Genomic DNA, 20,408 nt, shown 5'->3' with positions numbered 1-20,408 from the left:
AGAGTGCCAGCGCCTTCAATGGACAGTAGTAGAGGGGTGGACCCAGGGCAAACGGCGCGAGTTCAGACTTTCAGCCGCAAACCGCAAGCTCGCCGCGCAGCCACTGCGCCAGCAGCACAGCGCGGTGGTCCGGCAAGCGTGCCGGCACCCACAGCGCCAGCCGGGCGCGGGTTTCGACGAACCCCCAGGGCGCGGCGAGCCGGCCGGCGGCGAGGTCGTCGGCGACCAGTTGCTGCGGCGCGATGGCCACGCCCAGGCCCGCGACCGCCGCCTCCAGCAGGTAGTAGAGGTGTTCGAAGCCTTGGCCGAGCTTCAACGCGCCAGCTTCCAGGCGATTGTTCGCCGCCCACGCCGGCCATGCCTGCGGGCGCGAGGTGGTATGCAGCAATGGCTCGCCGAGCAGCACGGAGGCCGGCGCCGCGCAGAGTTCGGCGAAGCGCGCGTAGCGGGGGCTGAGCACCGGACCGATGCGCTCGACCGCCAGCTCGTGTACCTGCATATCCGCCGGCCACGGCGGCTCGGCGAAGCACAGGGTGGCGTCGAGGCCGGCGCGGCGTGGGTCGATTTCGCCCTCGCTGGCCGAGAGTTGCAGGCGCAGGTCGGGCAGGTCGCGGTTCAGCCGGTCCAGTCGCGGGATGAACCAGCGCGCCAGCAGGCTGCCGGGGCAGCCGAGAACGAAGGGCGCGTCGCCACCCGCCTGACGGCGCAGCTCGGCGCAGACGTTGCGCAAGCGGTCGAGGGAGTCGCTGGCGACCTCGCTCAGCCGCTGGCCGGCATCGGTGAGTTTTACGCCGCGTCCATCCTTGACGAACAGCGTGACGCCCAGTTCCTCCTCGAGCAGGCGGATCTGCCGGCTCACCGCGCCGTGGGTGACGCTCAGCTCTTCCGCCGCCTGGCTCACGCCGCGCAGGCGCGCCGCTGCCTCGAAGGCGCGCAGGGCATTCAGCGGTGGGAGGTCTCGGCTCATGGCAATCAATATGTGAGTTTTCCTGACAGGTATCGGCGATCTTATCGCTTTTCCCGCCCGGCACACAGCCGTATCCTGAGCACCCATTGCAGGAGCGGATCCTATCCGCGAAAGCGCCCCCGGGGGCGCTGCCACGCCACGACCTCACAGGAGCCTTCCCATGTCCACACTGCGCACCGGTCCCGACGCCAAGGGCCTGTTCGGCAGCTTCGGCGGCCAGTACGTCGCCGAGACCCTGATGCCGCTGATCCACGATCTGGCCCGCGAGTACGAGAAGGCCAAGGACGATCCGCAGTTCCAGGAAGAGCTCGCCTACTTCCAGCGCGACTACGTCGGCCGCCCCAGCCCGCTGTACTTCGCCGAGCGCCTGACCGAGCACTGCGGCGGCGCGAAGATCTACTTGAAGCGCGAAGAGCTGAACCACACCGGCGCGCACAAGATCAACAACTGCATCGGCCAGATCCTGCTGGCCAGGCGCATGGGCAAGAAGCGCATCATCGCCGAGACCGGCGCCGGCATGCACGGCGTGGCCACCGCCACCGTCGCCGCGCGCTTCGGCCTGCAGTGCGTGATCTACATGGGCACCACCGACATCGATCGCCAGCAGGCCAACGTGTTCCGCATGAAGCTCCTCGGCGCCGAGGTGATCCCGGTCACCGCCGGCACCGGTACGCTGAAGGATGCGATGAACGAAGCGCTGCGCGACTGGGTAACCAATGTCGACAGCACCTTCTACCTGATCGGCACCGTGGCCGGCCCGCACCCGTACCCGGCGATGGTCCGCGACTTCCAGGCGGTCATCGGCAAGGAAACCCGCGAGCAGTTGGCCGAGAAGGAAGGGCGCCTGCCCGATTCGCTGGTCGCCTGCATCGGCGGCGGTTCCAATGCGATGGGCCTGTTCCATCCGTTCCTGGATGACAAGAGTGTTGCGATCGTCGGCGTCGAAGCCGCCGGCCACGGCATCGAGACCGGCAAGCACGCGGCCAGCCTGAACGGCGGCGTGCCGGGCGTGCTGCACGGCAACCGTACCTTCCTGCTGCAGGACGAGGACGGCCAGATCATCGACGCGCACTCCATTTCCGCCGGCCTGGACTACCCCGGCATCGGCCCGGAACACGCCTGGCTGCACGATATCGGCCGCGTCGAGTACACCTCGATCACCGATCACGAGGCGCTGGAAGCCTTCCATACCTGCTGCCGCCTGGAAGGCATCATCCCCGCGCTGGAGTCTTCCCATGCGCTGGCGGAAGTCTTCAAGCGCGCACCGAACCTGCCCAAGGACCACATCATGGTGGTGAACCTGTCCGGTCGTGGCGACAAGGACATGCAGACCGTCATGCACCACATGCAACAGGAGCCGCAAGCATGAGCCGCCTGCAGACCCGCTTCGCCGAACTCAAGGAGCAGAACCGCGCCGCCCTGGTGACCTTCATCACCGCTGGCGATCCGGGCTACTCCACCTCGCTGGACATCCTCAAGGGCTTGCCGGAAGCTGGCGCCGACGTGATCGAACTGGGCATGCCGTTCACCGATCCGATGGCCGACGGCCCGGCGATCCAGCTCGCCAACATCCGCGCCCTGGGCAACGGCCAGAATCTGGCCAAGACCCTGAAGATGGTCCGCGAATTCCGCGCGGGCAACGACACTACGCCGCTGGTGCTGATGGGCTACTTCAACCCGATCCACTACTACGGCGTAGACAAGTTCATCGCCGATGCGAAAGACGCCGGCGTCGACGGCCTGATCGTCGTGGACCTGCCGCCGGAGCACAACGAGGATCTGTGCCACCCGGCACAGGCGGCCGGCCTGGACTTCATCCGCCTGACCACCCCGACTACCGACGACAACCGCCTGCCGACCGTGCTGAACGGCAGTTCGGGCTTCGTCTACTACGTTTCGGTGGCCGGCGTGACCGGAGCGGGCGCCGCGACCCTGGACCACGTCGAGCAAGCCGTGGCGCGCCTGCGCCGGCATACCGGCCTACCGGTGGCCATCGGCTTCGGCATCCGCACCCCGGAGCACGCAGCGAGCATCGCCCGCCTGGCCGACGGTGTAGTGGTGGGCTCGGCGCTGGTGGACAAGATCGCCAACGCGGAAAGCTCCGCCGACGCGGTGAAGGGCGTGCTCGGCCTGTGCCGGCAGCTCGCCGAAGGTGTACGAAGCGCCCGCTGAGCCTGCGGGGCGGCGCCCGCAGGCCGCTCCAGCAAAGCGATAGGTACGAAAAAGCCCGGCATTCGCCGGGCTTTTTCCGTTTCAGGCCGGGATTATTCCAGCTCTTCTTCCTGCGGATCGTCCGACTGCGCTGCGTCCGAATCCTGTTCCTCGTCCACCGCCGCCGCGCCACCCAGTCCCATGCCCTGCACGGTGCCCATGACGAAGGCGACGAACTCCTGCTCGGTCATGTCCTGGCCGTTGAACTTCACCTTGTCATTGGCGTAGTGCAGGGAACTGGTCAGGCTGTTGCCGTCCAGTACCGCCCACTTCGACTCCAGGGCCATGCCGCTGAACAGGTCGGTCATGGCGTCGGACTGCTGCTTGAGCGCCACCGGGTCGACGCTGCCGCCCGCGCCTTCGCCGAGGCTGGCCTGCAGCGCGACGATGTCGCCGATCACGGCCTTGTCCACCTTCGCGTTGGCCTGCAGGGAGGCCAGGATGCTGCGGGCGATCTCTTCGGGGGTCTGCGCGCTCTGGTCGGGCTTGCGCAGATCCACGGCGAAGGAAACCTTGGCCATGCCGTGAGCGGTCTGCAGCGACAGCTCGTCCAGCGCCAGCTTCGGCGAGCTGTCGAGCAGGCGCAGGAACTGGCCCTTGAGCAGCTCTTCCTGCTCCGGGGTCAGTTCGGCGGCTTCGGTACCCTGGTTCAGCAGCATCTTGTTGTAGGTTTCCTTGAGCGAGGAAAGCGTGGCCTCGTCGAGGTTGCGCATGCTGGTGTCGAGCTTCACGCCACCGATTTCCTGGCCTTGCACCATGACCTTGCCGACACGGTAGGACAGGGTCTGGTCCAGGCCCTTGGCGCCCTGGCTGAGGACTTCTTCGCCGACGGTATCGCGCAGTTCGACGTCCGGGTTGCCTTCGGATTTCACCAGCAGGCGCTTGAGGCTGACAGAGCTCGAACCAAGGGCGAAGCCGTTGGCGTTCTCCTTCTTGTCGCCCTGCATGCCCAGGTCACGCAACTCCACGTGCGTCATCTGTTCGCCCTGGCGGAAGGCCATGTCGACTTCCGGCAGGAGGCCATTGGCACGGACATTCTTCTTGTCGCCGGAAACGCTGAAATCGACCTTGGCCGGCGAGATGCGCAGGCTCTCGCCGTCCTTGGCGAACTGCAGGGCAGCGCTTTCGAGGAGGCCGTCCTGCGACTGGTCGTAGTGGATGGCCAGTTGGCCGCTGAGCGGCGCCTTGCCGCCGGCGGCCTCGAACAGCGGGGCGGTAAGCTCGTTCTTCTCCAGTGCGAAATGGCTCTGCGCCAGGACCGGAACCAGCTTGCCGGAGGCCAGGCGCGAGGCCGGGAACGGTCCATGTTCGAGACGGTCGCTGAACACCAGGGTGCTCGGATCCTTGCCGTCGGTGCCGGCGATGATCACCTGGTAGCGCGCGTTGCTGGAAAGCACCCCGCGCTCGACGCCAAGCAGCGAAACGGTGATGCCCAGTTCAGGCGCCTCGGTCTTGAAGAGGGTGTTGGCGTCATCGATGCCGCGGGAGATTTCCTGCTCGACGCGGGAACCGGTGTACCAGGCGCCGGCGACGGCGGCGCCGACAACGGCCAGAGGAATGGCGATGGCCAGGGCGGTCTTTTTCATGTTGCTTCCTTTGCTGGGCGGCCGTACGGGGGGACGTCCTGTCGACCGTTCATGGGGTTGGCGGCGGCATGCTAGCAGGCGAAATGCCAGCGCTCCAGCGCGACCGGACGGTTCGTGACGCCAGCCACGCCACGAGGGTTTGCCCCTGTGATCCAGGCTGGCAGGATAGAGTTTCCTTCACTCGCGGAAGTCGCCGCCATGCTGCACAGCGTCCATCACATCGCCCTGATCTGTTCGGACTACCCGCGCTCGAAGCGTTTTTATACCCAGGTGCTGGGGCTGCGCGTGATCGCCGAGACCTACCGCGAAGCGCGCGACTCCTGGAAGCTGGACCTGGCGCTGGGCGAGGCATGCCTGGAGCTGTTTTCCTTTCCCGGCGCGCCGCCCCGGCCTTCCTATCCCGAGGCGCAGGGGCTGCGCCACCTGGCGTTCGCCGTGGACGACCTGGACGCCGCAGTAGTGCGCCTGCAAGGCTACGGCGTGGCCTGCGAGCCGATCCGCCTCGATGAGCTGACCGGCAAGCGCTTCACGTTCTTCGCCGACCCGGACGATCTGCCGCTGGAGCTTTACGAGCGCTGAGGTCCTTGCCGGCACCTTTGCAGCATGGGTATCGCCGCGCTCCACCCATCCGGCGGGAGAATTACGCAGAAACCGCCTCATTGCCCAGCGCGCCGCGCAGGCTGGCGAGATCGCGCAGGGGTGGGGCGCCGAACAGGCGGCTGTATTCACGGCTGAACTGCGAGGGGCTCTCGTAGCCGACACGGTGCCCGGCCACCGCCACTTCCAGCCCTTCCGACAGCATCAAGCGCCGCGCTTCCTGCAGGCGCAACTGTTTCTGGTATTGCAGCGGGCTCAGGGCGGTCACTTCCTTGAAGCGGTGGTGGAGGGTCGAGACGCTGAGGTTCACTTCGCGGGCCAGGTCCTCGATGCGCAGCGACTTGTCGAAGTTGCGGTTCAGCCACTCGATGGCGCGGGTGACGCGATGGGTCTGGCTGTCGGTCATCGCCAGGTCGTGCAGCAGGTGGCCCTGGGGCCCGCGCAGCAGGCGATAGAGAATCTCCCGAACGAACAGCGGCGCCAGCATTGGGATGTCACGCGGCGTATCCAGCAGGCGCATCAGGCGCAGCAGCGCGTCGAGCACGGTACAGTCCAGCCGCTGCAGGTAGATGCCGCGGCTGGCCGGACGCGGCGCGCTGCCGGCCAGGCCGGCCTCGGCGATCAGCCGGGTCAGCTCGCCGGGGTCGATGTCCAGGCGGATGGACAGGTAGGGCTTGTCCGGCGAGGCCTCGATCACCTGGCCGGAGACAGGCAGCGTCACCGACACCACCAGCAGGTTGAGTTCGTCGTAGCGATAGACCTCGCTGCCCAGGCGGACTTCCTTGCAGCCCTGGGCGATCACGCACAGGGCCGGGCGGTAGAGCGTCGGCATGCGGCCTTCGCTGGGGCTGTCGTTGCGCGCTACCAGCAGCGAATCGATGGCGGTTTCGAAGACCCCCTCGCCCTGGCAGTGACGCTGGATGATGTCGGCCAGCTCCTGGCGGCCTGCGGCAATGGGATCAAAGGCGGGAACGGGCTGGGACATGCACAGGACCTCCAGTGGCGGCGCTCGAAGCTTACGCCCACGGCGCAGCGACAAGTGTGACAGTAAGGCGGCCGCTGGAGGATCAGGCAAGCAATCGGCAGGAATGGACAAGCCATTTGCGCGTCGGGCCGCGCACCGTGGCGGTACGAGGTCGGGAAACGGCCTGTTTCAAACGCCGGCGAGTACCGCGCAGAATCAGGCAAGAAGTCGGCAGCATCCGGATAACGCCGCGCCCTGGCTGGGCCGTACGCTTCCTGTCAGTCGTCCGAGGAGCCACTTCGGACTTCTTCCTGTAGAGCGGAGGACAGGATATGCACTGGCAACCCATCGAGCATGAATTGCAGATATACCCCCGGCTGGGGCACGAGGCGGCACTGGGCGCGCTGATCGACAACCTGGTCGACGGCGCCCGCCGCGCGCCGGGATGCCTGCGCTGCCAGTTGGTGGCCCGGGACTCCGGCCAGCCGTGGCTACTGCAGGGCAGTTGGAAGAACGAGGAGGCGCTGCTGGATTACTTCGCCACACCCTCGTCGCAACTGCTCGGCGAAGTGCTGTTATGCCACTGCCGAAGCCTCAGCGGCGGCATTGTGAAAGCCCTTGATCAGGCCACCGGAAAGGTGGCCTGAGTTTTTTCAAGTTGGAAGTTTCAGACCCTCAGTATTCCAGGCTCCAGCCCAGGGTGAAGGTTCGCCCGCGGCCCTGGTAGTCGTACAGGTAGGCCGGGCCGTAGGTGGGCGAGTAGAACAGCGCCGCACGTTGCCCCCAGACGGTGCTGTATTCCTTGTCCAGCAGGTTCTGGATACCGGCGCTGAAGGTGCCGAACTCGGTCTTGCGCTCCCCCATCAGGTCAAAGGTGGTGTACCCGTCGATCTCATGGTCGGCATCATCCTTGAGGGTGAAGGCGTGCTGCCCCTGCAGGCGCGCGCTGGTGGTGCCGTCGCTCCAGCCGACGAACGCGGTGGACTTGGACAGCGAGGCATAGCGCGCATCGCGCTTGATCCAGTCGCCATCGGCATCCTCTTCCTCGGAGCGCACCACATGCAGCGTGGTGCCGCCCTGCCAGCCGCTCTCGAAGTAGCGCGTCACAGCACCTTCGAAGCCGAAGTCGCGGCTCTTCTGGTCCTCGACGTCGATGGTGAGGGTCGCCTGGTCGGTTGTGATGATCTTGTCCGACCAGATGTAATAGACCGCCGCCTGGGTCTGCCACTGTACGTCGCTGTAGCGCCAGCCGGCCTCGATCTGGCGGCTCTTGATGCCGGCCAGCGGGTTATCGTCCACCGACAGGCCCGGCTTGCCGTAGTACTTGGCCGGGTCGGGCAGGTCGAAACCTTCGCTGTAGTTGCTCCAGACCTGATGGCCGTTCTTGAAGTCGTAGATGGCGCCCAGGTTGAACAGGTTGACCTGGTAGTCGTTGCTGCCGCCGGGCACGCCTTTGAAATCGTCCACGTCGACATCCATCTTCTGGTGGCGCGCACCGCCGGAGAAGGTCAGGTTGTCGGTGGCCTTCCAGTCCAGTTGGCCGTACACCGACAGGCCGTCGACGATGTAGCTCGGGTAGCGCGGCGCGCTGCTGGCGGTTTCCAGGTCCAGGCCACCGCTTTGCGACGATACCTGCTGGTCGAAGACCTTCTGCTCGGCGTTGAAGCGCTCGTGGTCGAAGTCCACGCCATAGGTGAACTTGAGCGAATCCCACTGCTTGCTGAACAGGCCCTTCACGCCGCTGACCTCGAAGTTCTGCTGCGAGGCGGCGAAGTACACACCCTTGGAGCCGGTCGGCTTGCCGGTGTTGTAGTACGGGAAGGGGTAGAAGTTGTCGTCTTCCTTGCGGTAGTACGCCTGCAGGTAGAAGTCCTGCTCCAGCAGGTTGCTATGGTGGTAATTGGCATTGAGCAGCACGCGGCGGGTGCGCGGTTCGAGGTCGGTGTCCATGCCGCTGCGGATTTCCGCATCCTCGAGGTTGGACGGCGCCTTGTACTTCAGGTTGGGAAAGTAGATGCCGGTGCTGCCGTCGTTGCCAGAGTCGTAGTACTGCGCCAGCAGGTCGAGGCTCTGCTCGTCGGTGAATTGCGCGGTGAGGTTACCCATCACGTCGACGGTGCGGTTGTACTGCAGGTCGGTCTGGGTATTGTCGATGAAGATCTGGTTGCCGGCGCCGTCGTAGAAGGCTTCGTTCTTCTCCGCCGTCACGCCCAGGCGGCCCACTACGCGGTCGTTGCCGCCGCTGACAGACTGCGCGGCACGGGTGGACAGGTCGTCGCTGTTGTTGAAGCCGCTGCTGGCGCCCAGTTGTGTCTCGAAGCGCGCGTCGCCCGGCGCGCCCTTCCTGGTGATGATGTTGATGATCCCGCCGGTTGCGCCGCCGCCGTAGATGGCGCTGGCGCCGGAAAGCACCTCGATGCGCTCGACGTTGAACGGCGAGATGCTGTCGAACTGGCGCGACAGTCCGCGCGAGCTGTTCTGACTGACTCCATCGATCATTACCAGTACGTTGCGCCCGCGCATGTTCTGGCCGTAGTTGGTACGCCCCTCCGGAGCCAGGTCGAGGCCGGGAACCAGCTTGCCCACGGCTTCCTTGAGGCTGACGCCGGTATCGAGCTGTTCGCGTAGCTGAGTCTGGTCCACCACCCAGACGGTGCCGGGAATCGAGCTGATATCCGTCGGCGTGCGCGCCGCCACGCTGATCTGCATCGGTGCGAGGCTGATGGCAGCGGAATCATCAGTCTTCTCGCGTTGCAGCAGCACGGTACGGTCGTCGGTGAAGCGCCAGCTCATGCCACTGCCCGCGAGCAGCCTGTCCAGCGCCTGCTCCGGGGTGTAGCGGCCGTCCAACCCTTCGCTGCGCAGGCCCTGGATGTCCTCGGAATTGAATAGCAGGTGCAGCCCGGCCTGGTCGGCGAACTGGGTCAGCGCACTGTCCAGGCTGCGCGGAACGATATGCAGCTCGACGGCAGGGCGCTCGGCGGCCAGGGCGAGGGGAGCGGTGGCACCGAGCAACGAAGCGAGCAGCATGGCACGGTGCAGAGGGGAAGGACGGTAAGACATGGTGGATATCCGTTCTTGTGTGGCAGGGGCGCGTATTGAGAATTCTTCGCGTTCCTGCCTACGACGAAACGGCCATGCAAACCTTGCAGTAGCAAATGCAAAAAATTTTCATCTTCTTGTGTGGGAGGCCGGCAATCGGCTTTGCCGGTACGGCCGCCCAGTCGCAAAAAGCCGTCAGGCCCTCGGCGCGGGACGGATCAGCACCAGCCAGGGCAGGCGCGTGACCGTTACCGGCTGCAGCCGCTCCAGCGTCTTGAGCAGCGCTCCCGGATCGTCGAGATCGAACACGCCACTGACCTTGTGCTGGCGCAGCTCTGCATCGGTCAGCAGGATGCGCCCCGGCAGATAGCGCTCCAGTTCGTCGAGCACTTCGCCCAGAGGGCGCTGGTTGAAGATCAGCTTGCCGCGCTGCCAGGCACTGGCGCTGGAAAGGTCCAGCGGCTGCACCGGCTCGGGCGCAGCGCGCTCGCCGTAGCTCAATCGTTCTCCGGCGGACAAGCGCACCGGCGCGCCGCCGGCGCTATTCACCTGAACCACCCCCTCGGTCACATCCACCCGCACCTGCGGCCCACGGCTGTCCACGTCGAAGCGTGTCCCCACTGCGCGCACTTCGCCGCCCCGGGCCTGGACGATGAAAGGCCGCGCCGGGTCCTTGGCTACTTCGAACAGCGCCTCGCCGCTGTGCAGGCGCAGGGCTCGCGAGTCTGCGCCGAAATCCACCGACAGGGCACTGTGACTGTTGAGCCAGACGCGGCTGCCGTCCGCCAGCTCGATCATGCGTCGCTCGCCGGTACGCGTGGTGTAGTCGGCATACAGCCCGGCGAGCGGCTCGGGCAGGGCGATGCTCACCGCCACAGTGGCCACGCAAGCGGCTACGGCCAGCATCGCCAGGCGGCGAGGGCGGCGCGCGCGCTGTCGGTGGTTTCTGGCGCTACGGGTTTCCGACAGCGCGCCCCACAGGGCCTCAGCCTCGCGGGCCGCGCGCTCGTGAGCAGGGCTTTGCGCCCGCCAGCGCAGGAACTCCATGCGCTCGCCGGCACCAGCGCTACCGGAATGCAGGCGCACCAGGTAGTCGATGGCCTGGTCGGAAAGGGCGGCGTGGTCAGGCTTCATGGCACATCCGCCTGGCGTTCGGCCCAGTCGCGGCAATGGCGCATGGCCTGGACGATGTACTTACCCACCATGCTCTCGGAAACCCCCAGGCGCCGGGCGATCTGCGCGTGGGTCAGGCCGTCGAGGCGATTCATCAGCAGCGCCTGGCGGACGTTGGCCGGCAACTGGTCGAGCGCCGCGTCGAGATGCTCCAGCGCCTCATGGGCAAGCAGGCGGTGCTCCAGCCCGGAGGTGGGATCGCTGAGGTCGTTGGCGGCGGCTTCGTCGACATGCAGCTCGGCCAATCGACCTTCGCGGCGCAGGTTGTCGATGGCCAGGTTGCCGGCCACGCGGAACAGGTAGGCGCGCGGGTCCTGTACGTCGGCATCGGCGGGCTGGTCGGCCAGGCGCAGCCAGGTGTCCTGGGCGACATCGGCGGCTCGCTGGTTATCGCCCAGCCTGCGCGCGAGGAAGCGCATCAGGTCCGCATAATGCGCCTGGAAGCTCTGCAGCAAGGAAGAAGAGGCGAAACGCCGCATGATGGCCGAAATACCCCGAAAGACCGGCCCATGTCTGTCAGACCGATGCGAAGGGGAACAAGCATACACGGAATCGAGAATTATTATCGAATGCAAAAGATTTCAGCCCATGAACTGCGAAAGGTCCAGTGGCCGCATCTCCCCCATCCAGATGCCGTGGTCGCGGTGGTCGCGCAGGTCATCGCCAGTGTCCGGGTGGACGAACACCACCAGCCCGTCGCGGTGCAACGCCAGCCAGGGGACGACCGCCGCGAAACTGTCGTTGTCGAAGGCTAGCTGGCAGCTCCAGTCCGGATGCGGCCCGACCGGACGCTCGTGGACACGCCCCATCTTGACCCCGAAACGACGCACCGCTTCCTCGCACAGGGCCCTTGCCCGGCCGATGCTGGCGGCGTCGAAATAGACGTGGGCGTGATAGCCGCGAATGGTGGTCTCGCTCATCGTTTCAGCTCCATGCGTATCCCGCCGGGAGATACCACGCCCACCGGCGACCTGCCGCGAAGTTCGAAATAGTCGTGCAGTATCAGCCCCTTAGCTGCTGCCGCAGCGCTTCCAGCACCGGCGTGGAGTCGGGACGCACGCCACGCCACAGCAGGAAGGCTTCGGCGGCCTGCTCCACAAGCATTCCCAGGCCGTCGATGCAGCGCGCCGCGCCGTGCTCGGCGGCCCATCGGTTGAAGGCCGTGGTGTCCTTGCCGTACATCATGTCGTAGCAGACAGTGTGCCCCGGGCGGATCAGAGCAGGGTCGATGGGCGGCAGCTCCCCCGCCAGGGAGGCGGAAGTGCCGTTGACGATGAGGTCGAAAGGTTCGTCGCGCAGATCGAACCCGCCGCCACGCACCGGGCCAAGGTCCTTGAACTCCTCCGCCAGTTGCCCGGCCTTCGACGCCGTGCGGTTGGCGATGACGACGCAGGCCGGCTGCTGGGCGAGGAAGGGTTCGAGGATGCCGCGTACCGCGCCGCCGGCACCCAGCACCAGAATGCGCGCACCGTGCAGGGTGACGCCGTGATTCACCGTCAGGTCGCGGGTCAGCCCCGCGCCGTCGGTGTTGTCACCCAGCAATCGGCCATCGGCGAGCTTCTTCAGGGTATTCACCGCGCCGGCCCGGCGGGCGCGTTCGGTCAGTTCGGCGGCCAGTCGATAAGCCTCTTCCTTGAACGGCACGGTGACGTTGCCGCCCAGGCCCTGCGCGAAGAACTCGCGGGCGTTGGCGCTGAAATCGTCCAGCGGCGCCAGCCGCGCGTCATAGCTGAGCACCTGGCCGGTCTGCTCGGCGAACAGGCGATGGATCAGCGGCGACTTGCTGTGGCCGATGGGGTTGCCGAAGACGCAGTAGCGGTCCATTGGGAATCCTGCAGCGAGAAGTATGGAAGGCGCAGAGATTGCCGGTTTCGCCCCACGGTGCCAAGCCTGCGAACGGCCTTGGCACCGCCTGCCAATCAGCGCCCGGCGGCAATCAGGCTTGCGCCAGCCAGTCGCGGTCCTTCAGGAAATACTCGGTCAGACGTGCTTCTTCGCTGCCCGGCTCGGGTTTCCAGTCATAGCCCCAGCGCACCTGCGGCGGCAACGACATGAGGATCGACTCGGTGCGCCCGCCCGATTGCAGGCCGAACAGTGTGCCGCGGTCGTAGACCAGGTTGAATTCGACGTAGCGGCCCCGGCGGAATGCCTGGAACTCGCGCTGCTGTTCGGTGTACGGGGTGTTCTTGCGCCGCTTCACGATAGGCAGGTAGGCGTCGATGTAGGCGTTGCCGATGGCGCGCAGGAAGGCAAAGCTGGTGTCGAAGTCCCACTGGTTCAGGTCGTCGAAGAACAGGCCGCCGATGCCGCGCGGCTCGTTACGGTGCTTGAGATGGAAGTAGCGGTCGCACCATTCCTTGTAGCGCGGGTAGACGTCCGCGCCGAACGGCGCGCAGGCGTCGCGGGCGACCTGGTGCCAGAGCACGCAATCTTCCTCGTGGGCGTAGTAGGGCGTCAGGTCGAAGCCACCGCCGAACCACCAGACCGCTTCCTCGCCTTCTTTTTCGGCGATGAAGAAACGTACGTTGGCGTGGGAGGTGGGTACGTGGGGGTTGGTCGGGTGGATCACCAGCGACACGCCCAGTGCCTGGAAACCGCGCCCGGCGAGCTCCGGACGGTGCGCGCTGGCGGACGGCGGCAGGCCGGCGCCGAAGACGTGGGAGAAGTTCACACCTCCCTTCTCGATCAGCGCGCCATCGCCGATCACCCGCGTACGTCCGCCACCGCCGGCCGGGCGCTCCCAGGCGTCCTCGATGAAGCGGGCGCTGCCGTCCTCGGCTTCGAGTGCGGCGCAGATGCGGTCTTGCAGGTCGAGCAGGTAGGCCTTCACGGCCTCGATGCGATCGGTCACGAGAATCACCTTGGAGCGGAAAGCCGCGCGTGGCGCGGGCTGGAGCGGGAATGGGGCGCAAGCATACCACCCTCGCCAGGAAAGCTGGCCTTGACGACCATCAACCGTCCGGCTTGGATGAATGTCTTTTCCCAGAGAGGCGTCGCCCCTTTCGGCGTATTCAGGAGATCGATATGGCCAAGCGTGTTCAGTTCGCCAAGACCGGCGGCCCGGAAGTTCTCGAGCTCGTCGACTACACCCCCGCCGAACCCGGCGCCAGCGAGGTGCGGGTGCGCAACCGCGCCATCGGCCTGAATTTCATCGACACCTACTACCGCAGCGGCCTGTATCCCGCGCCGTCGATGCCTTCCGGCGTCGGCACCGAGGGCGCCGGCGAGGTGGAAGCGGTGGGCAGCGCGGTGACCAACGTGAAGGTCGGCGATCGCGTCGGCTATGCCACCGGACCACTGGGCGCCTACAGCGAACTGCACGTGCTGCCTGCGGCAAACGTGGTGAAACTGCCGGATGCGATCACCTTCGAACAGGCCGCCGCCGTCATGCTCAAAGGGCTGACGGTGCAATACCTGTTGCGCCAGACCTACAACGTGCAGCCCGGCCAGACCATCCTCTGGCACGCCGCCGCCGGCGGCGTCGGGCTGATCGCGTGCCAGTGGGCCAAGGCCCTGGGCGCGCACCTGATCGGCACCGTCAGTTCCGGTGCCAAGGCTGAACTGGCGAAGTCGCACGGCGCCTGGGCGACCATCGACTACAGCCATGAGAACGTGGTGGAGCGCGTACTGGCGCTGACCGATGGGAAGAAGTGCCCGGTGGTCTACGACTCGGTCGGCAAGGACACCTGGCTCACCTCGCTGGACTGCACCGCCCAGCGCGGCCTGGTGGTGAGCTTCGGCAATGCCTCCGGCCCGGTGGACGGCGTGAACCTTGGCATTCTCTCGCAGAAGGGATCGCTCTACGTCACCCGCCCGACACTCTTCGGCTACGCCAACACGCCGGAACGCCTGCAGGCGATGGCGGACGACCTGTTCGGCATGATAACCAGCGGCAAGGTGAAGGTGGAGATCAACCAGCGCTTCGCCCTGGCCGATGCCGCCAAGGCCCAGACCGAGCTGGCAGCGCGGCGCACCACCGGCTCGACCATCCTGCTGCCGTAAGCGCCGACGCGCAGGGCAAGGTGCGGCTTACGAAGGCCGCACTACCTCACCTGTGCGCAGGTCTCGGATCAGGCTCGGATTGCGCCGTCCACCCAGCGCACCACCGAGCACGCCGTCCAGTTCTTCATGGAAGTACTGCTCGATGCGCAGACGGGTGCGCGCGGCAGGGCGGCCAGCGGGGTTGGCCGAGGTGGAAATCAAGGGGCCGGTGAGGCGGCACAGCTCGCAAACCACCGGGTGGTCTGTCACTCGCAGCGCGACCGTATCGTGCTGGCCGGTAACCCACTCTGGCAGCCGTCCCTGGTGCGGTACCAGCCAGGTATTGGGCCCCGGCCAACTCGCCGCGAGCTTTTCCTGCCAGGCTTCCGGCAGGTCGTCGAGAAGGAAGTCGAACCGGCTGACATCGTCGGCCACCAGGATCAGGCCCTTTTCCACCGGCCGCGCCTTGATCGCCAGCAGGCGGTAGACCGCATCGGCATTCCACGGGTCGCAGCCCAGGCCCCAGACGGCTTCGGTCGGATAAGCGATCACTCCGCCATCGCGCACGACCTTGGCCATGCGCTGGGTACGCCAGTTGCTGAACATCGGGAACTCCTCGAACACTCGAATGCGCGGCAGTTTACGTGCTCAGGGCGCACGATGCACCCAGACGCCGGCCTCGCAGGCCACCCATCCGTCCAGCTCCAGTTCGGTCAGGGCCGCAAGCACTTCCGGCAAGCTCATGGCGCTGTTGTGCGCCAGTTGCTCACTGCTCTGCGGTGCGGCGCGCAAGAGGTCGAGAAGCGGATGGGCGAACTGCCGTGGCGCTGGCGCCGCCTCCACTGGCCGGGCGGTCCAGCCGCGCAATCCTTCCAGAATGTGGTCGACGCTTTCCACCAGCATGGCACCCTGGCGAATGAGCTCATGACAGCCGCGTGCGCCGGGATGATGGATCGAGCCGGGAATCGCGTAGACCTCGCGCCCCTGTTCCGCGGCAAGTCGCGCGGTGATCAGCGAACCGCTGGACGGACTGGCCTCCACCACCAGCACTCCAACGGACAGGCCGCTGATGATGCGATTGCGCCGGGGAAAGTTCGCCGCCTGCGGCGGGCACTGCAGCGGAAACTCCGACACCAGCGCGCCACCCCCGTCGACGATGCGCCGCGCGAGTCCCAGATGGCGCTGCGGATAGACATGTTCCAGGCCGGTCCCGAGAACCGCGACGGTCTTGCCAGCCGCCTGCAGAGCACCTTCGTGTGCGGCGCCATCGATGCCCAGGGCGAGTCCGCTGGTTACCACGAACCCACCCCCAGCCAGGCTGCCGGCGAAGGCCCGCGCGGTATCCAGCCCCGGCTTGCTGGCGCGGCGGCTGCCGACCACGGCGAGCTGCGGAAGCTCCAACAGAGTGGCATCCCCAGCCACGAACAGCAGCGGCGGCGCGTCAGACAGTTCAGCGAGCAGGGCGGGGTAGCCGGGATCGTCCCAGGCGAGCAGAGCATGGCCGGGCGCTTCCAGCCAGCGCAGCGCGGCTGCAGCCTGGTCGCGGATGTGGGCGTCTCGTCGCTGCTCCGCAGAAGCCTGCGGTATTCCTAGCGCACGCCAGGCCGACGCGGGGGCGCTGAGCGCCGCCGAAGCGGAACCGAATGCCGCCAGCAGTCGCCGAAAGCGCTTCGGCCCGAGCTCGGGCAATGCGTGCAGGCGCAGGCGGGCTTCGCATTCGGAAGGGGAGAGGAAGGAATTGATCTGTCCGGGCATGGCGGCAATCCGTTGCGACGAAGGAGGGTGTCGCCGTGACTATGCCCAGCCACAAGCTATCGGCCCAGTCGGATGAGTCCGAATCGCGCCCACAAAAAACCCCGCCGAAGCGGGGTTTTCAGGAAGGGCGAAAGAATCAGGGATTCTGTACCCGGTCGCGGACTTCGAGCGAGCGGCTGGCGGTCAGCACCAGGCCATAGCTCAAGCGGTTGTATGTGCGGAAGACCATCAACAGACCCGAGCGCTCATCCGGGATCTTCACCATGTCGCCGGTGACGCGGTCGCGCACGGTTTCACCCAGCTTGTAGATCGCCAGGACGTTGCCTTCAGCCAGGCCGTCGCGGGAGCCCTTGTCGATGGTCACCACGTCGTACTTGCCGATCTGGGTCACACCACGCGGCACATCGATGATGGTGCCCTTGATCTCGCTGCTTGGCTCGCTGGGCATGAAGGTCGAGGTGATCGCACGCTCTTCGGTGGGGAAGAGGCGATCGCCCGGACGTACTTCCTGGGTAGTACGGGTCAGCATGAGGGTGGCGACATCACCTTCCTTCGCCGTCACGTTGGCGCCGCCGACGTCCATCGCGTCGATGCCGAGGACTTCGTTGGTATCCGGGTCGGTGTAGACCTTCGCCTGGCGGAAGATGCCGTAGCTGTTCTCTTCGGTCAGCGAATTGCCGCGGGCATAGGCGCGGTCGCCGGCGCCGCTGATCACGCTCTCGTTGTCGCCAGCCACCACATAGGGCGCGTCGGAGAAGACTTCGTCGCTATCCACGATGCGGTTGGAGAGCAGGAAGGCGTTGATCTTTTCCAGCGGGATCGTCGGGATCGCTTCGGAAATCGGCGAGCTGCGCACTCGCGGCGACAGCTTGATGGTCCCCCGCGATGCGCCGCGATTGAGCATCAGCCGCGGCTGGCCATCTATGTACACCAGGCTCAGTACGTCACCCGGATAGATCAGGTGCGGATTCTGAATCTGCGGATTCACGTGCCAGATTTCCGGCCACTTCCACGGCTTGCTGAGGAACTTGCCGGAGATGTCCCAGAGGGTGTCGCCCTTCACTACGGTATAGCTATCCGGATGGCCTTCCTTGAGCTGCACAGCAGCCTGAGCCACCCCGCCTGCGGCCAGCAGCAGCAAGGCGAGTAGTGTTTTCCTCATGCAGTGAATCCCTTTATTATGTGTACACATGAAACGCCTGAAAGCCGCCCCTACCGCGCTTTTCAGCCGTTTTTCGATACTGCTCAGCATATTAGCAGTCGATTTTGACTTTATTCCACAAGTGCATCACAAACGTATATGGCCATTCTGAACATTCTCGAATTTCCCGATCCTCGCCTGCGTACGATCGCCAAGCCGGTAGCGGAGGTCGATGACGGCATTCGCCAACTGATCGACGACATGTTCGAGACCATGTACGAGGCTCCAGGCATCGGCCTGGCCGCCACACAGGTCAACGTGCACAAGCAGATCATCGTGATGGATCTGTCCGAGGACAAGTCCGAGCCGCGGGTGTTCATCAACCCCGAACTGGAAGAGCTGACCGAAGAGAAGGGCCCGTACCAGGAAGGCTGCCTGTCGGTTCCCGGCTTCTATGAGAACGTGGACCGCCCGCTGCGTGTGCGCATCAAGGCGCTGGACCGCGACGGCAAGCCCTTCGAGGAAATCGCCGAAGACCTGCTCGCCGTGTGCATCCAGCACGAATGCGATCACCTCAACGGCAAGCTGTTCGTCGACTACCTGTCCAACCTCAAGCGTGACCGTATCCGCAAGAAGCTGGAAAAACAGCACCGGCAACAGGCGTGACCCCATTCCCCAAAGGCTTGCCCCGGCAAGCCTTTTTCTTTTAGTGAGCCAGAAATGAGCCAAGCATTGCGCATCGTCTTCGCCGGCACCCCGGAATTCGCCGCCGAACACCTCAAGGCCCTGCTGGGCGGCCCCCATGAACTGGTGGCCGTCTATACCCAGCCGGATCGACCGGCCGGCCGCGGCCAGAAGCTGATGCCCAGTCCGGTCAAGCAGCTCGCCGTCGAGCACGGTCTGCCTGTCCTGCAACCACCGACCCTGCGCAATCCCGACGCCCAGGCGGAGCTGGCGGCGCTCAAGCCCGACCTGATGGTAGTGGTCGCCTACGGGCTGATCCTGCCGCAGACGGTGCTGGATATCCCGCGCCTGGGCTGCATCAACAGCCATGCGTCGCTGTTGCCGCGCTGGCGTGGCGCAGCGCCGATCCAGCGTGCGGTGGAAGCCGGCGATGCCGAGAGCGGCGTCACCGTGATGCAAATGGAGGCGGGCCTGGATACCGGGCCGATGCTGCTCAAGGTGAGTACTCCGATCACCGCCGAGGATACCGGCGGCAGCCTGCATGATCGGCTGGCCGAACTCGGCCCGAAGGCCGTGGTCGAGGCCATCGCGGGCCTGGCCGCCGGCACGCTGAAGGGCGAAGTGCAGGACGACGCCCTGGCCACCTACGCGCACAAGCTGAACAAGGAAGAGGCGCGCATCGACTGGTCGCGCCCCGCCGATGAACTGGAACGCCGCATCCGCGCCTTCACGCCGTGGCCGGTATGCCACACCACCCTGGGCGATGCCGCGCTTAAGGTACTCGGCGCCAGGCTGGCGCAGGGCAAGGGCGAGCCTGGCCGGATTGTCGATGCCAGCCGCGATGGCCTGCTGGTCGCCTGCGGCGAAGGCGCGCTGCTGCTGACTCGCCTGCAACTGCCCGGTGGCAAGCCGCTGGCCTTCGCCGACCTGTTCAACAGCCGCCGCGAGCAATTCGCCGCCGGCCAGACACTCGGTCAGTCAGGGCTGGGCCAATGAGCACCAATCCCCGTCTCGCAGCAGCCCGTGCCCTGGCTGCCGTACTTGCCGGCCGTGCCTCGCTGGGCAGCTCGCTGCCGGCCCAACTGGAAGGCGTCGAGCCGCGCGACCGTGGCCTGGTCCAGGAGCTGGCCTTCGGCAGCGCCCGCTGGCAGCCGCGTCTTTCCACACTGGCCGCGCGCCTGCTGCAGAAGCCGTTCAAGGCGGGCGACCGCGATGTGGAAGCGTTGCTTCTGGTCGGCCTGTACCAGTTGCTCTACACCCGGATTCCTCCCCATGCGGCCATTGGCGAGACCGTCGGCTGCGCGGACAAGCTGAAAAAACCCTGGGCCAAGGGCCTGCTCAACGCCGTGCTGCGCCGCGCCCAGCGTGAAGGTGAAACGCTGCTGGCCGATGTCGACCGCGACCCCGCCGCCCGCCTGGCGCATCCGCGCTGGCTGCAGAAAGCGCTGAAGCAAGCCTGGCCCGAGCAGTTCGAATCGATCTGCACCGCCAACAACGCGCACCCGCCGATGACGCTGCGTGTAAACCGTCGACACGGCAGCCGCGATGCCTATCTGGAGGAGTTGCAACGCGTTGGCTTCGAGGCGTCAGCCTGCGCGTTCAGCCGCGATGGCATCCAGCTTGCGCAACCGTGCGACGTGCGCGAGCTGCCGGGCTTCGCCGAAGGCCGCGTCAGCGTGCAGGATGAGGCGGCACAGCTCGCGGCGGAGCTGCTGGAACTGGCACCGAATCAACGCGTGCTCGACGCCTGCTGTGCGCCGGGCGGCAAGACCTGCCACTTGATGGAAGCCGAGCCGAAGCTGGCCGGCGTGGTTGCGGTGGACCTGGAAGAAAGCCGCCTGGTACGCGTGCGGGAGAACCTCGAACGCCTGCGACTGGATGCCGAGCTGATCGCCGCTGACGCCCGCGACACCGCTGCCTGGTGGGACGGCAAGGCATTCCAGCGCATCCTGCTCGACGCACCGTGCTCGGCCACCGGAGTGATCCGCCGCCACCCCGACATCAAGCTCACCCGCACTGCCGACGACATCGAGGCGCTGGCGCAATTGCAAGGCGAACTGCTGGACGCCCTGTGGCCGACGCTGGAGGTTGGTGGAGTGCTGATCTACGCAACCTGCTCGGTGATGCCTCGGGAGAACAGCCAACAGATCGCCGCGTTCCTGGGTCGCACCCCCGGCGCGCGGGAGCTGGACCTGCCCGGTCCGTGGGGCATCAAGCAGCCGCATGGCCGCCAGTTGCTGCCACAGCAAGGCGGGCATGACGGCTTCTACTATGCCAAGCTGATCAAAATTTCCGCTCGCTGAGGCG

At 66.1% G+C, this 20,408-nt stretch carries 20 protein-coding genes; 8 read left to right on the top strand and 12 right to left on the bottom strand.

Features of this window, described 5'->3' with window-relative positions:
• Positions 1-70 precede the first annotated feature (70 nt).
• Positions 71-967, bottom strand: coding sequence for a LysR family transcriptional regulator (locus tag OU419_RS00185; protein ID WP_254469731.1), 897 nt, complete (start codon positions 965-967; stop codon positions 71-73).
• A gap of 160 nt (positions 968-1,127) precedes the next feature.
• Between OU419_RS00185 and trpB the strand changes: the two genes are divergently transcribed.
• The gene (trpB, locus tag OU419_RS00180; RefSeq protein WP_254469730.1) at positions 1,128-2,336 is read left to right on the top strand and encodes a tryptophan synthase subunit beta; all 1,209 of its coding nucleotides are present in this window, start codon (positions 1,128-1,130) and stop codon (positions 2,334-2,336) included.
• Positions 2,333-3,139, top strand: a complete 807-nt coding sequence (gene trpA, locus OU419_RS00175; protein ID WP_254469729.1) for a tryptophan synthase subunit alpha — start codon at positions 2,333-2,335, stop codon at positions 3,137-3,139. The genes trpB and trpA overlap by 4 nt, the downstream gene beginning before the upstream one ends.
• A gap of 92 nt (positions 3,140-3,231) precedes the next feature.
• Here trpA and OU419_RS00170 read toward each other — a convergent pair whose 3' ends face one another.
• Positions 3,232-4,764, bottom strand: coding sequence for a YdgA family protein (locus tag OU419_RS00170; RefSeq protein WP_254469728.1), 1,533 nt, complete (start codon positions 4,762-4,764; stop codon positions 3,232-3,234).
• A gap of 198 nt (positions 4,765-4,962) precedes the next feature.
• On the opposite strand from OU419_RS00170, the gene gloA2 reads away from it, so the two are divergent.
• Positions 4,963-5,343: an SMU1112c/YaeR family gloxylase I-like metalloprotein gene (gene gloA2, locus OU419_RS00165; protein WP_254469727.1), complete on the top strand. Its 381-nt coding sequence runs from the start codon at positions 4,963-4,965 to the stop codon at positions 5,341-5,343.
• A 61-nt stretch (positions 5,344-5,404) separates the two neighbouring features.
• Here the strand turns inward: gloA2 and OU419_RS00160 are convergent, their stop codons facing one another.
• Positions 5,405-6,346 carry an AraC family transcriptional regulator gene (locus tag OU419_RS00160; protein WP_254469726.1) on the bottom strand — a complete coding sequence of 314 codons (942 nt, stop codon included), beginning with the start codon at positions 6,344-6,346 and terminating at the stop codon, positions 5,405-5,407.
• Positions 6,347-6,657: 311 nt separating this feature from the next.
• On the opposite strand from OU419_RS00160, the gene OU419_RS00155 reads away from it, so the two are divergent.
• Positions 6,658-6,972 carry a putative quinol monooxygenase gene (locus OU419_RS00155; protein WP_254469725.1) on the top strand — a complete coding sequence of 105 codons (315 nt, stop codon included), beginning with the start codon at positions 6,658-6,660 and terminating at the stop codon, positions 6,970-6,972.
• 28 nt (positions 6,973-7,000) lie between these two features.
• Here the strand turns inward: OU419_RS00155 and OU419_RS00150 are convergent, their stop codons facing one another.
• The 6 genes from OU419_RS00150 to hemF form a co-directional block, all read right to left on the bottom strand.
• Positions 7,001-9,388, bottom strand: coding sequence for a TonB-dependent receptor (locus tag OU419_RS00150; RefSeq protein WP_254469724.1), 2,388 nt, complete (start codon positions 9,386-9,388; stop codon positions 7,001-7,003).
• A 174-nt stretch (positions 9,389-9,562) separates the two neighbouring features.
• Positions 9,563-10,501, bottom strand: coding sequence for a FecR family protein (locus tag OU419_RS00145; protein WP_254469723.1), 939 nt, complete (start codon positions 10,499-10,501; stop codon positions 9,563-9,565).
• Entirely contained in the window at positions 10,498-11,019 is a 522-nt protein-coding gene (locus OU419_RS00140) for a sigma-70 family RNA polymerase sigma factor (RefSeq protein ID WP_254469722.1), read from the bottom strand. Before OU419_RS00140 ends, OU419_RS00145 begins: the two co-directional genes overlap by 4 nt.
• A gap of 102 nt (positions 11,020-11,121) precedes the next feature.
• Complete coding sequence (locus OU419_RS00135; protein ID WP_254469721.1) at positions 11,122-11,460, bottom strand: DOPA 4,5-dioxygenase family protein; 339 nt, start codon at positions 11,458-11,460, stop codon at positions 11,122-11,124.
• An 82-nt stretch (positions 11,461-11,542) separates the two neighbouring features.
• Positions 11,543-12,364 carry a shikimate dehydrogenase gene (gene aroE, locus OU419_RS00130; RefSeq protein ID WP_254469720.1) on the bottom strand — a complete coding sequence of 274 codons (822 nt, stop codon included), beginning with the start codon at positions 12,362-12,364 and terminating at the stop codon, positions 11,543-11,545.
• 112 nt (positions 12,365-12,476) lie between these two features.
• Positions 12,477-13,391 carry an oxygen-dependent coproporphyrinogen oxidase gene (gene hemF / locus OU419_RS00125; protein WP_254469719.1) on the bottom strand — a complete coding sequence of 305 codons (915 nt, stop codon included), beginning with the start codon at positions 13,389-13,391 and terminating at the stop codon, positions 12,477-12,479.
• A 173-nt stretch (positions 13,392-13,564) separates the two neighbouring features.
• On the opposite strand from hemF, the gene OU419_RS00120 reads away from it, so the two are divergent.
• The gene (locus OU419_RS00120) at positions 13,565-14,542 is read left to right on the top strand and encodes an NADPH:quinone reductase (protein WP_254469718.1); all 978 of its coding nucleotides are present in this window, start codon (positions 13,565-13,567) and stop codon (positions 14,540-14,542) included.
• Positions 14,543-14,569: 27 nt separating this feature from the next.
• Here OU419_RS00120 and OU419_RS00115 read toward each other — a convergent pair whose 3' ends face one another.
• From OU419_RS00115 to OU419_RS00105, 3 genes are all read right to left on the bottom strand, one after another.
• A complete protein-coding gene (locus OU419_RS00115) occupies positions 14,570-15,127 on the bottom strand; it encodes an L-threonylcarbamoyladenylate synthase (RefSeq protein WP_254469717.1) in 558 nt (185 codons plus the stop codon).
• Between the two features lie 42 nt (positions 15,128-15,169).
• A complete protein-coding gene (dprA, locus tag OU419_RS00110; RefSeq protein ID WP_254469716.1) occupies positions 15,170-16,276 on the bottom strand; it encodes a DNA-processing protein DprA in 1,107 nt (368 codons plus the stop codon).
• Between the two features lie 136 nt (positions 16,277-16,412).
• A complete protein-coding gene (locus tag OU419_RS00105) occupies positions 16,413-17,438 on the bottom strand; it encodes a LysM peptidoglycan-binding domain-containing protein (protein ID WP_254469715.1) in 1,026 nt (341 codons plus the stop codon).
• Positions 17,439-17,576: 138 nt separating this feature from the next.
• On the opposite strand from OU419_RS00105, the gene def reads away from it, so the two are divergent.
• Genes def through rsmB form a run of 3 tightly spaced genes read left to right on the top strand, consistent with a single transcriptional unit; the run spans position 17,577 to position 20,404 of the window.
• The gene (gene def / locus OU419_RS00100) at positions 17,577-18,083 is read left to right on the top strand and encodes a peptide deformylase (protein WP_254469714.1); all 507 of its coding nucleotides are present in this window, start codon (positions 17,577-17,579) and stop codon (positions 18,081-18,083) included.
• Between the two features lie 54 nt (positions 18,084-18,137).
• A complete protein-coding gene (gene fmt / locus OU419_RS00095) occupies positions 18,138-19,097 on the top strand; it encodes a methionyl-tRNA formyltransferase (RefSeq protein ID WP_254469713.1) in 960 nt (319 codons plus the stop codon).
• Positions 19,094-20,404, top strand: coding sequence for a 16S rRNA (cytosine(967)-C(5))-methyltransferase RsmB (rsmB, locus tag OU419_RS00090; RefSeq protein ID WP_254469712.1), 1,311 nt, complete (start codon positions 19,094-19,096; stop codon positions 20,402-20,404). Before fmt ends, rsmB begins: the two co-directional genes overlap by 4 nt.
• The last annotated feature ends 4 nt before the right edge of the window (positions 20,405-20,408 follow it).

This window comes from Pseudomonas triclosanedens (genome assembly GCF_026686735.1).
In the GTDB taxonomy this organism is placed as follows: domain Bacteria; phylum Pseudomonadota; class Gammaproteobacteria; order Pseudomonadales; family Pseudomonadaceae; genus Pseudomonas; species Pseudomonas triclosanedens.
The sequence above is the reverse complement of the archived record's forward strand: the minus strand, read 5'-3'. Positions and strand labels throughout refer to the sequence as shown.

Bases quoted from the DNA above. Each gene is read 5' to 3' on its own strand.
- OU419_RS00150 (WP_254469724.1), bottom strand. From the start codon at position 9,388: ATGTCTTACCGTCCTTCCCCTCTGCACCGTGCCATGCTGCTCGCTTCG.
- gloA2 (WP_254469727.1), top strand. From the start codon at position 4,963: ATGCTGCACAGCGTCCATCACATCGCCCTGATCTGTTCGGACTACCCG.
- def (WP_254469714.1), top strand. From the start codon at position 17,577: ATGGCCATTCTGAACATTCTCGAATTTCCCGATCCTCGCCTGCGTACG.
- aroE (WP_254469720.1), bottom strand. From the start codon at position 12,364: ATGGACCGCTACTGCGTCTTCGGCAACCCCATCGGCCACAGCAAGTCG.
- OU419_RS00160 (WP_254469726.1), bottom strand. From the start codon at position 6,346: ATGTCCCAGCCCGTTCCCGCCTTTGATCCCATTGCCGCAGGCCGCCAG.
- OU419_RS00185 (WP_254469731.1), bottom strand. From the start codon at position 967: ATGAGCCGAGACCTCCCACCGCTGAATGCCCTGCGCGCCTTCGAGGCA.
- OU419_RS00115 (WP_254469717.1), bottom strand. From the start codon at position 15,127: ATGTTCAGCAACTGGCGTACCCAGCGCATGGCCAAGGTCGTGCGCGAT.
- OU419_RS00155 (WP_254469725.1), top strand. From the start codon at position 6,658: ATGCACTGGCAACCCATCGAGCATGAATTGCAGATATACCCCCGGCTG.
- fmt (WP_254469713.1), top strand. From the start codon at position 18,138: ATGAGCCAAGCATTGCGCATCGTCTTCGCCGGCACCCCGGAATTCGCC.
- OU419_RS00170 (WP_254469728.1), bottom strand. From the start codon at position 4,764: ATGAAAAAGACCGCCCTGGCCATCGCCATTCCTCTGGCCGTTGTCGGC.
- OU419_RS00145 (WP_254469723.1), bottom strand. From the start codon at position 10,501: ATGAAGCCTGACCACGCCGCCCTTTCCGACCAGGCCATCGACTACCTG.
- OU419_RS00120 (WP_254469718.1), top strand. From the start codon at position 13,565: ATGGCCAAGCGTGTTCAGTTCGCCAAGACCGGCGGCCCGGAAGTTCTC.
- OU419_RS00140 (WP_254469722.1), bottom strand. From the start codon at position 11,019: ATGCGGCGTTTCGCCTCTTCTTCCTTGCTGCAGAGCTTCCAGGCGCAT.
- trpA (WP_254469729.1), top strand. From the start codon at position 2,333: ATGAGCCGCCTGCAGACCCGCTTCGCCGAACTCAAGGAGCAGAACCGC.
- OU419_RS00135 (WP_254469721.1), bottom strand. From the start codon at position 11,460: ATGAGCGAGACCACCATTCGCGGCTATCACGCCCACGTCTATTTCGAC.
- OU419_RS00105 (WP_254469715.1), bottom strand. From the start codon at position 17,438: ATGAGGAAAACACTACTCGCCTTGCTGCTGCTGGCCGCAGGCGGGGTG.
- trpB (WP_254469730.1), top strand. From the start codon at position 1,128: ATGTCCACACTGCGCACCGGTCCCGACGCCAAGGGCCTGTTCGGCAGC.
- dprA (WP_254469716.1), bottom strand. From the start codon at position 16,276: ATGCCCGGACAGATCAATTCCTTCCTCTCCCCTTCCGAATGCGAAGCC.
- rsmB (WP_254469712.1), top strand. From the start codon at position 19,094: ATGAGCACCAATCCCCGTCTCGCAGCAGCCCGTGCCCTGGCTGCCGTA.